Raw genomic sequence first — 10,498 nt, forward strand, 5'->3', positions numbered from 1 at the left:
CGTGGCTTGATCGCCGTCGGGATAACGCCTCGACCTTTTCACCCGTTAACAGGCACTCCGGCTCGCGGGCCGGGTGCGCGCTACTGCGCGCTCAGTGGGCAGTTGGGGGCTTGTATCTGCTTTTGCAAGCACTTGTCGTGCCGGGGCATCGTCGCATCCGATGCTTAATGGCGGCTTAAAGCACGATTGGTGCTATTCACCTGTCATGGCTGGAGACCAGGGTGGACTGATATAGTGTGCCCCTCGACCCACCTTGCAAGGAGCCTGAACTGACATGCGCCAATTCGATGTTCTGATCATGGGGAGCGGCCTTGCCGGCATGACCATTGCGCTGCAGCTGGCCGACAAACTCAAGGTGGGGCTGGTCACCAAGCGCGAACTGCGCGATGGCGGCAGCGCCTGGGCGCAAGGCGGTATTGCCGCGGTACTCGACGATGCCGACAGCATCGAATCGCATATCCGCGATACCCATATTGCGGGCGGCGGCTTATGCGATGAACAAGCCACGCGTTTTATTATCGAAAACTCGCGCGAAGCCATCGACTGGCTGATCTCGATGGGCGTGCCCTTCACCCGGGATGCCAGTGGCGACACCAACTACAACGGCTACCATCTAACGCGCGAAGGCGGCCACAGCCATCGCCGCATCATTCACGCCGCTGACGCAACCGGCGCCGCCGTGATCGATACGCTGGCCAAGAAAGTGGCGGCGCACCCGCACATTACCGTGCTGGAAGAACACATCGCGCTGGATCTCATCACCGGCAAAAAGCTGGGGCTGGAAGACGACCGTTGCTGGGGCGCCTATGTCTATGACAAGCAAGCCGGCAAGGTCGAAACCATGTTGGCGCAGCACACCGTGTTGTGTACCGGCGGCGCGGGCAAGGTCTATCTATATACAACCAACCCGGACGTGGCCACCGGCGATGGCATCGCCATGGGCTGGCGTGCGGGCTGTCGCGTGTCGAATATGGAATTTATCCAGTTCCACCCGACCTGCCTGTATCACCCGCATGCCAAATCGTTTTTGATTACCGAAGCGGTGCGTGGCGAAGGCGGCATTTTGCGGCTGCCCGATGGCACGCGCTTTATGCCCAACCACGACGAACGCGGCGAGCTGGCCCCACGCGATATCGTCGCGCGCGCCATCGACTTCGAGATGAAAAAAGGCGGCTATGACTGCGTCTATCTCGATATCTCGTATAAGCCGTCCAGCTTTGTCAAAGAGCACTTCCCCACCATCTACCAGCGCTGTCTGGAGCTGGGTATCGACATCACGCGCGAGCCGATTCCCGTCGTTCCCGCCGCGCATTACACCTGCGGTGGCCTGACGGTAGATCTGACCGGGCATACCGACGTGGACGGCCTCTATGCCGTCGGCGAAGCCGCCTGCACCGGCCTGCATGGGGCCAACCGGCTGGCGTCGAACTCCTTGCTGGAATGCATGGTCATCGGCAAAGCCGCCGCCGCCGAAATGCTGGCCGCGCCGCCGCGCGAACTGCCTGAAGTACCGGAATGGGATGAAAGCCAGGTGAGCGACCCGGACGAAGCCGTGGTCATCTCGCACAACTGGGACGAGCTGCGTCGCTTTATGTGGGATTACGTCGGCATCGTACGCACCAACAAACGCCTCGAACGCGCGCTGCACCGTATCCAGTTGCTGCAAACCGAAATCCACGACTATTACAGCAACTTCCGCGTCGGCAACGACCTGATCGAACTGCGCAACCTGGTCACCACCGCCGAACTGATCGTACGCAGCGCCATGGCGCGCAAAGAAAGCCGCGGCCTGCACTACAGCCGCGACTATCCGGAGTTGCTGCCGGATGCGGTGCCGACAGTGCTCACGCCGACGCTGGAAGGCACCGGCCAGGCCGGGATGTAAAAAACAGCGCCCGAAGGGCCAGAAACAAACAAAAAAACCAGGGCAGACAGCCCTGGCTTTTTGCTTTATCAAAACCGTACCCGCAAACCAGACGACCCCAAAGGGGCCGAGGCTGCGCCTCAAATGTGCGTTGCCCTCCGGGTAACGCACCCTACAAAAGCTTTTGCCCTGGGGCTTGCCGCGGCAACAGCGAAGCGCATTGCCCGGAGGTTTGCCCCGGCAACAGCGAAGCGCATTGCCCGCGGTTTGCCCCGGCAACAGCGAAGCGCATTGCCCGGCGTTTGCCCCGGCAACAGCGCAGCGCATTGCCCGGCGTTTGCCCCGGCAACAGCGAAGCGCATTGCCCGCGATTCGCCCCTGCAACAGCGAAGCGCATTGCCCCCGGTTTGCCCCGGCAACAGCGAAGCCCATTGCCCGGCGTTTGACCCGGCAACAGCGAAGCGCATTGCCCCCGGTTTGCCCCGGCAACAGCGAAGCGCATTGCCCGGCGTTTGACCCGGCAACAGCGAAGCGCATTGCCCGGCGTTTGCCCCGGCAACAGCGAAGCGCATTGCCCGGCGTTTGCCCCGGCAACAGCGAAGCGCATTGCAAGTATCAACAATGCAGCGTCGGGGCCGCTGCAGTGCGGTCAGTTTGCGTACCGCCGGAACGGAGAAACCGGAGCGTACGTTTTGTACGTGAGGATTTCGAGTACCGCCGGGACGCAAAATGGCCGTGCTGCAGTGGCCCCCTCACCCTTGGGAGGGGCGGGGCATGCCGATGTGATACCCCTGCAGATAATCCACCCCGATCTCAGTCAATTTCGCCGCAATCTGAGCCGACTCCACATACTCCGCAATCGTCTGTCGCCCCATCGCATGCGCAATGCGGTTGACCGCAATCACCATCTGCCGGCTGACGTGGTCTTCCACCACATCACGCACCAGACTGCCATCGATCTTCAGATAATCCACCGGCAGCGTCTTCAGATAAGTAAACGACGAAAAGCCGCTGCCAAAGTCGTCCAGCGCAAAGCGACAGCCGCGCAAGCGCAGTGCCTCAATAAACAGCGTGGACTCCTTGATATTGGCAATGGCGCTGGTTTCAGTAATCTCAAAACACAACAAATCGGGCGGCACTTTCGATTCGTCCAGCTGCTCCAGCACAAACGCCAGCGTCTGTTTGGTCAGCGACTTGCCCGAGAGATTGACCGACAGCATGGTCACCTTTTCGCCGCGCGCCATGCGCTCGTTGATTTCGGCCAGCGTATGCGCGATCACCCAGCGGTCGATGGTCGCCATCAAGTCATAGCGTTCTGCCGCCGGGATAAACGCGCCCGGCGAGATGACCTTGCCCGTTGCATCCACCAGCCGCAGCAGCACTTCGTAATGCGGTTCACCCTGGCCATTGGCGGCCACGATGGGCTGAAAGTACAGCTGGAACCAGTTCTGCTCAGCCGCCTGGCGCAAGGTGGCCAGCAACTGCAATTCGTTATGCCGATGTTCCAGATTGACTTCGCCACCGCGATACCACGAATAGCGATTGCGCCCCGCCTCTTTCGCCGCAAAACAGGCGACGTCGGCGCGGCTGATTACTTCTTGCAGATTGGGCGCGTCAGCATCCAGATTGACCAGGCCCATGCTGCCGGTGACGGTAAACGGGCGGTCGTGCCAGACAAAGCGATATTGCTCCAGCGTCATCAGGATGCGTTCGGCCAGCGCCTGCGCGCCGTCGCTCTCTTCGCCGGGCACCAGCACGCCGAATTCATCGCCGCCTAAACGCCCGACCAGCACGCCGATGGGCACCATTTCTTGCAACAAACGCGCCAGCTGGCGCAGCAATTCATCGCCCGCCAGATGGCCGCAGGTATCGTTGACCAGCTTGAACTGATCCAGATCCAGCTGCATCAGCACACAGGCTTTGCCGCCTGAGCGCACGGTTTCGTTGGCGTGCACCAGCGCACTCATAAAGCCGCGTCGATTGGTCAGGCTGGTCAGTTCATCGTGCGTGGCCTGATACGCCAGACGCGCCGTCAGCGCCTCGGCTTCAGAAATATCGTGCAGCGCCACCACAAAGCCGATGCCATCGGCATCGGGCACGGCGGCCAGCGCCATCTCGACGCGATAACGTTGACCAAGGCGACTGATCACCGTGGCCGTAACGCGGCGCGGCGGATGCTTGCCCGCTTGCACTTCATCCAGCATTTCGATCAGTTGCGTGCTGCCGTTTTCGGCCAGCGTGGCCACCACTTCGGTAATCGGACGGCCTAGCGCTTCCTGATACATCCAGCCCGTCAGCGTTTCCGCCGCCGGGTTCAGCAATTTGACGCGGCCATCGGCCGTGGTGGTGATGATGGCGTCGGCCACCGAGCCCAGGGTGGCTTCGGCCAGCTCTTTTTCGCGGATCAGTTCATGCTGCGCCTGATCACGTTCGTTCAGGCCTTGTTGCAGATTGCGGCGCATGGCATTGAAGGCATCGGCCAGCGTTTGCAGCTCATCCGGGCTGGTATCGCGCCGGGCCAGCACCAATGGCGCGGTCAAGCTCTCGTAATTGAAGTGGCGAGTGAAATCGGCGATATGGCGGAGATGCCGCGCAATCAGACGGTGGTACAGCAAGATAAAACACAGCGCTGCCGCAAACATCCCGGTCGCCAGCAGCAGCAGAATCCGCATCATCTGATCAAAGATCTGCGCTTCCAGCCCGTCCAGCGTGTTCACCAGCGTCAGCTGGCCCAGCCGCACCGCCTTGTTGGTAAGCGGATGCAGGTATTCAACCGGAAAGCTCATGCTGACCACTGAGCGATGATCGTCCGGCAATTGCCCGGCCTGATACCGTGAGCCGTCGGTTTCCACCAGTTCGGCGTAACCGACCACCTTGGTTTGCAACAGCGAATTGAGCTGGGTGCGCACCGCCTCGGTATTGACCAGCCACAGATTGACGGCCAACTGCGGGCGCACGGTGCGCGACAGTGTTTCCAGATCGCTACGAATCTGGGTCAGGCTACGTTGGTATTCCTGGCGGGCCAGAAAGAACGCCAGCGATAGCGCGACCAGCACGCTGGTTACGATGACGGCAGCCACCAGGCGCAATGCTAAGCGGTTATCTGTATAGAAATTGCGCAGCCGGGATAACAAGGGCGGAATCACTTGGAAGGGGTTGGTCACGGGGTCATTCAGGGAATGAGCATAAACAGAGTATTTTGCTGGCACAAACTGTAATTATCGGCGATGCCACTTTTGTGTGTGCACCATGACACCAGCATGTGCGCGGCATGCGGCGCAGCGGCCGCCCAGGCAATCCGGGCGCGCCTTGCGCCCGGTCAATACTGCTTAAGAAAAATGCTTGCAGAACAGCCGCTTGCCCGCCGCGTCGGGATCAAAGATCCCTGTAGTTAGGCCCGCCACCGCCCTCTGGCGTCTGCCAGACGATGTTTTGCGAAGGGTCTTTGATATCGCAGGTTTTACAGTGCAAACAATTTTGCGCATTGATTTGCAGGGCGGGCACGCCGTCGCGCTGCACTGTTTCATACACCCCGGCCGGACAATAATGCGTTTCTGGCGCGCCATACACCTGCAAATTCAAAGAGATAGCGCGCTCGGCGTGCAGCAACTGCAAATGCACCGGCTGATTGGCCTCATGCCAGGTGTTGGATAATTGCAACGAACTGGCTTTATCAAAGGTCAGCACGCCATCGGGGCGTGGATAGCTTTCAGCTTGTAAGCTGGCTTGCGGCCGCAGCGTGGCAAAGTCAGGTTTGCTATGGCGCAAGGTCCAGGGCGTGCCCAAACCGAGCTGTTGCAGCCACATCTCGGCCCCGGCATACAGCGTGCCCGCCACCAGCCCCAGCCGCGACAAAGCCGGTTTGATATTGCGAACCTGGCGCAATTCGCGGCCGATAGACGACGTGCGCACCGCCTCGGTGTAATCCGCCAGCACATCGTGTTGTCGCCCGCTTTGTAGCGCAGCAAAAGCGCTGGCGGCGGCAAGCATGCCGCTCTTCATCGCGTTGTGATTGCCCTTGATACGCGGCACGTTAACCATGCCAGCCGCACAGCCCAGCAATACGCCGCCGGCAAATGCCAGTTGCGGCAGGCTTTGCCAGCCGCCTTCGCTGATGGCGCGGGCGCCGTAGCCGATGCGCTCGCCGCCAGCCAGCATGCTGCGTATGGCGGGATGCGTTTTGGCACGCTGGAATTCTTCAAACGGCGACAAGGACGGATTAGCGTAATCCAGGTGCGTAACCAGGCCGATCGAAATCAGGTCTGGCGCCATGTGATAGATAAACAGGCCGCCGCCCGCGCGATCGCCCAAAGGCCAGCCCAGCGCGTGGATCACGCTGCCAGCACGATGTTGCGCCGCCGGCACGCGCCACAATTCCTTTACGCCCAGGCCGTATTTCTGTGGCACCGGCCGCAAGCCCAGGCGTTGCTCCAGCACGCGGGTTAGCGAGCCGCGTGCGCCCTCACCGATCAGGGTATAGCGGGCGTGGATTTCAATGCCGGGCGCGTAGGCGGCGGTCGGCTTGCCGTCCTTGCCCACCCCGGCATCGGCCACTTGCACGCCTTTGACCACGTCGTGCTCATCAAACACCAGCGCCGCTGCCGGAAAGCCAGGATAAATCTCAACGCCCAGCGCCTCGGCCTGCTCGCCCAGCCACTGGCCAAACCGCGTCAGGCTGATGATGTAATTGCCGTCATTGCGCATCAGGGGCGGCAACATAAAGCCGGGCATGGCGTAGGCGGCGTCTTCATCCAGCAATAAAAACTGATCATGCGTGACCGGCGTATCCAGCGGCGCACCGCGCTCGCGCCAATCCGGCAGCAATTCATTCAGCGCCACCGGGTCCAGCACCGCGCCAGATAACAAATGCGCCCCCACTTGCGCACCCTTCTCCAGCACACAGACGCTGACCTCGGTCTGCGCGGCGGCCGCCAGTTGCTTCAGGCGGATGGCCGCCGCTAAACCGGCCGGGCCGGCGCCGACGATAACGACGTCGTATTCCATTACATCGCGTTGCATACGCTGTCCCGCACTCCAGATTTAACTACTTACAGATAGTGAACCGGTTGCCCATCCGGCCCCGGCAACACGATCTCGTCGCTACGGCGCACGCCTTGCGACACGGCACGGCACAGCGCAATAAAGGCCTCGACCCCGGCGGTACGGAATTTCTGCTTGTGCAACACAAAGTGGAACATGCGTTGCAGATCGAGTCCCGGCACATCCAGCGGCACCAGGCTGCCGCGGCGGAACGCCTCCTTGAGCGCCAGCCGACTGATGCAGCCTATGCCCAGGCCCGATTCCACCGCGCGCTTGATCGCCTCGGTATGTTCCAGCTCCAGCCGGATATCCAGCCCCGACGCCACATGCCGCATCGCGTAGTCAAAGGTCTGGCGCGTGCCGGAACCGGCTTCGCGCAAGATCCACGGCGCAGCCACCAGATCTGCCATGCTCACACTGTCTTGCCGGGCCAGCGGATGGCCCGGCGCGGCAAACACCACCAGTTCATCGGCAATCCACGGCAGCACTTCCAGATCAGGATGCTGAAAATCGCCTTCGATCAAACCGACGTCGACTTCCAGGTGCGCCACCTGGCGCACGATGGTGGCGGTGTTGTGCACCGACATCTGCACGCGGCAGCCCGGGTGCTGGCGCATGAAGTCGCCCACCAGCAGCGTGGCCAGATAGTTGCCGATGGTGAGCGAAGCGCCAATGCTGAGCGGGCCGATGCCGGTGTCGCCAGTGAGTAGAGATTCGATCTGCCCGGCCCTATCTAATAGTTCGATGGCCCGTGGCAACAGCTGGCGGCTGAGCTCATTCAGCTGCAGCCGCTTGCCGAAGCGATCAAACAAGCGCGTATCAAACTGTTTTTCCAGTTCGGCCAGCGCGGTGCTGGTGGCGGACTGCGACATGGATAAGGCTTCGGCCGCGCGTGAAACGCTTTCTTGCCGCGCCACGGCAACGAACACTTCGAGTTGTCTGAGGGTGTATCTCATATCTACTTTGTCGATTAGTTTTATTTAAACAATCCAGTTAACAGATATTGTACGTGTACTTAGAATGGCTCGACAAGTAACTCACAGGAATATCGCGATGACCGCAAATAGCAAATACACCACAGAGACGATTACGTATCTGCACCGGTGGACGCCCAACCTGTTTACCTTGCGCACCACGCGTGGCGAGGCCTTCAAGTTTGTGCCGGGGCAGTTTGCGCGGTTGGGCGTGCAGAAGGGCGACAAGATCGTCTGGCGCGCTTATTCGATTCTGTCGGCCGACTACGACGAGCATCTCGAATTTCTGTCCATCGTGGTGCCCAACGGTGAATTCACCAGCGAGTTGAATAATCTGAAGGTTGGCGACCCGCTGTTTGTTGATAAGACTGCCTACGGCTTTCTCACCCGCGATCGTTTCGAGCACGGCAAAGATTTGTGGATGTTGGCCACCGGCACGGGCCTGGCGCCGTTCTTGTCCATCCTCTACGACTTTAGCGCGTGGGAAGAATATGACCGGCTGATCCTGGTGCAGAGCGTGCGCGAAAAAGCCGAGCTGGCGTACGAAGACACCATCCGCGCTTTTGCCACGCACGAGTTCTACAGCGAATTTGCGCACAAACTGCATTACGTGCCCATCGTGACGCGAGAAGTCGTCGAAGGCGCACTCGATACCCGCATTACCGACTTACTGAAAAACGGCGGACTGGAAGCCGCCACCGGGATCGCGTTGGATCAGGAGCGCTCGCGCATCATGATCTGCGGCAACCCGGATATGGTCGATGAAACCCGCAATATTCTGGGCGAGCGCGGCTTCACCCTGTCGCGCCGCGGTGCGCCGGGCCATCTGGCTGTCGAACAACTGTGGTAAGCCGCTGGGCACTCAAGGACACACAACAATGAAGATACTGGTAGCGGTCAAGCGCGTCGTGGACGCCAACGTCAAAGTGCGGCTGAAAGCCGATGGCTCGGATGTCGATATCGGCGCCGCCAAAATGAGCATGAATCCCTTCGATGAAAACGCCATCGAAGCGGCCGTGCGCTTTAAAGAGGCTGGCCAGGCCAGCGAGATTATTGTGGTCAGCATCGGCCCGGCCGGCGCGCAAGATACCTTGCGGCATGCCCTGGCAATGGGCGCCGATCGCGCGGTACTGATCGATAGCGGCGATGCGCCGGTCGATGCGCTCAACAGCGCCAAACTGTTGCGGCAACTGGCCGAGCGCGAACAGCCCGATCTGATCTTGCTGGGCAAACAAGCCATCGACGAAGACGCCGCCGTGGTCGGCCCGATGCTGGCGGCCTTGCTGAACCGCGCCCAGGCGGTGGCGGCCTCGCACATCACGCTGGATTCAGCGCAGGCACTGAGCGTCGTTCGCGAAATCGAAGGCGGCCAGCAAACCGTGCGTGTGCCCCTGCCCGCCGTGGTCACCGCCGATTTGCGCCTGAACGAACCGCGTTACGTCAAATTGCCCAATCTGATGCAGGCACGCAAAAAGACCATCGAAACCTTGACGCCGCAGACCTTGGGCATCGCACTCACGCCGCACCAGCAATTGCTGGGCGTGAGCGAACCGCCCGCACGCGCCGCTGGCACCCGCGTCAATAGCGTGGAAGAACTGATTAACCGTCTGCGCGCAGACACCAAGGTGTTGCCATGAAAATCCTGCTTGTCGCTGAACATCATCAAGGCCAACTGCGTCCCGCCACGCGCCACGCTGTGAGCGCGGCCCGTCAGTTGGGTGAGCAGATCGACGCGGTTATCGCCGGGGCCGACCTCGGCACTGCGGCGCACGAACTGGCACAAATTGCGGGGGTGCAGCGCGTGCTGCAACTCGACACCACCGCCCCGATCAGCCCGGAACAACTGGCGCCGGCGCTGCTGGCGCTGGCAGCGGATTACACGGTTATCCTCGCCGCAGCGGGCACGTTATCGCGCGATGTATTGCCGCGCGTGGCCGCGCTGCTCGACGTCAACATGCTGCCCGACCTGATCCGCATCGAAAGCGCCGACACTTTTGTGCGCCCGACTTACGCCGGCAATGTGCATGCGCGAGTGCAAAGCCTGGATACACGCCGCGTGCTCAGCGTGCGCGCGCCCGCCTTTGCCGCTGCGGGCAACCAGGCCGCCGCGCCCATCGAAACCCGCGCGCTAAACCTCGATAGCGCCCAGCCGCATTCCAGCTGGCTGGCCGAAGTGCAACCGCAGAGCGACCGCCCCGAACTGACCAATGCCCGCGTGGTGGTCAGCGGCGGCCGCGCGCTGGGCAGCGCTGCCGGTTTCGACACTCTGCTGCAACCGCTGGCGAGCAAGCTGAATGCCGCCATCGGCGCCAGCCGCGCCGCCGTCGACGAAGGCTTTGCCCCCAACGAAGCCCAGGTCGGCCAGACCGGCGTGGTGGTGGCGCCGGAGCTGTATATCGCCATCGGCATCTCCGGCGCGGTACAACATCTGGCGGGCATGAAAGACAGCACCGTGGTGGTCGCCATCAATAGCGATCCGGATGCGCCGATCTTTCAGCATGCCGATTACAGCCTGGTAGGGGACTTATTCAGCGTGGTGCCCGAGTTGACCGCACGCTTGTGAGAGAGAGATTGCGCTTAGCAAAACGCCGGCTTGTGCCGGCGTTTTTTTATGCCGTGC

At 61.2% G+C, this 10,498-nt stretch carries 7 protein-coding genes; 4 read left to right on the top strand and 3 right to left on the bottom strand.

Annotated elements, in window-relative coordinates:
- The first annotated feature begins 274 nt into the window (after positions 1 to 274).
- Positions 275 to 1,885 (top strand): L-aspartate oxidase, encoded by a 1,611-nt coding sequence (nadB, locus tag ACYQ1A_RS14510; protein ID WP_499363087.1) that lies wholly within the window; start codon positions 275 to 277, stop codon positions 1,883 to 1,885.
- Between the two features lie 731 nt (positions 1,886 to 2,616).
- Here nadB and ACYQ1A_RS14515 read toward each other — a convergent pair.
- The 3 genes from ACYQ1A_RS14515 to ACYQ1A_RS14525 all read right to left on the bottom strand — a co-directional run bounded on the left by ACYQ1A_RS14515 (position 2,617) and on the right by ACYQ1A_RS14525 (position 7,860).
- Entirely contained in the window at positions 2,617 to 5,028 is a 2,412-nt protein-coding gene (locus ACYQ1A_RS14515; RefSeq protein WP_499363089.1) for an EAL domain-containing protein, read from the bottom strand.
- A 211-nt stretch (positions 5,029 to 5,239) separates the two neighbouring features.
- Positions 5,240 to 6,883 carry an electron transfer flavoprotein-ubiquinone oxidoreductase gene (locus tag ACYQ1A_RS14520; protein WP_499363093.1) on the bottom strand — a complete coding sequence of 548 codons (1,644 nt, stop codon included), beginning with the start codon at positions 6,881 to 6,883 and terminating at the stop codon, positions 5,240 to 5,242.
- Between the two features lie 29 nt (positions 6,884 to 6,912).
- Positions 6,913 to 7,860 carry a LysR family transcriptional regulator gene (locus ACYQ1A_RS14525; protein ID WP_499363095.1) on the bottom strand — a complete coding sequence of 316 codons (948 nt, stop codon included), beginning with the start codon at positions 7,858 to 7,860 and terminating at the stop codon, positions 6,913 to 6,915.
- 97 nt (positions 7,861 to 7,957) lie between these two features.
- Between ACYQ1A_RS14525 and ACYQ1A_RS14530 the strand changes: the two genes are divergently transcribed.
- From ACYQ1A_RS14530 to ACYQ1A_RS14540, 3 genes are read left to right on the top strand one after another with little or no spacing between them, the layout of a single operon-like run.
- On the top strand, positions 7,958 to 8,728 hold the full coding sequence (locus ACYQ1A_RS14530) for a ferredoxin--NADP reductase (protein WP_499363096.1): 771 nt from the start codon (positions 7,958 to 7,960) through the stop codon (positions 8,726 to 8,728).
- A gap of 28 nt (positions 8,729 to 8,756) precedes the next feature.
- Positions 8,757 to 9,515: an electron transfer flavoprotein subunit beta/FixA family protein gene (locus ACYQ1A_RS14535; protein WP_499363097.1), complete on the top strand. Its 759-nt coding sequence runs from the start codon at positions 8,757 to 8,759 to the stop codon at positions 9,513 to 9,515.
- A complete protein-coding gene (locus ACYQ1A_RS14540; RefSeq protein ID WP_499363100.1) occupies positions 9,512 to 10,441 on the top strand; it encodes an electron transfer flavoprotein subunit alpha/FixB family protein in 930 nt (309 codons plus the stop codon). Before ACYQ1A_RS14535 ends, ACYQ1A_RS14540 begins: the two co-directional genes overlap by 4 nt.
- Positions 10,442 to 10,498: the final 57 nt, after the last annotated feature.

Source organism: Silvimonas sp. JCM 19000 (genome assembly GCF_054652575.1).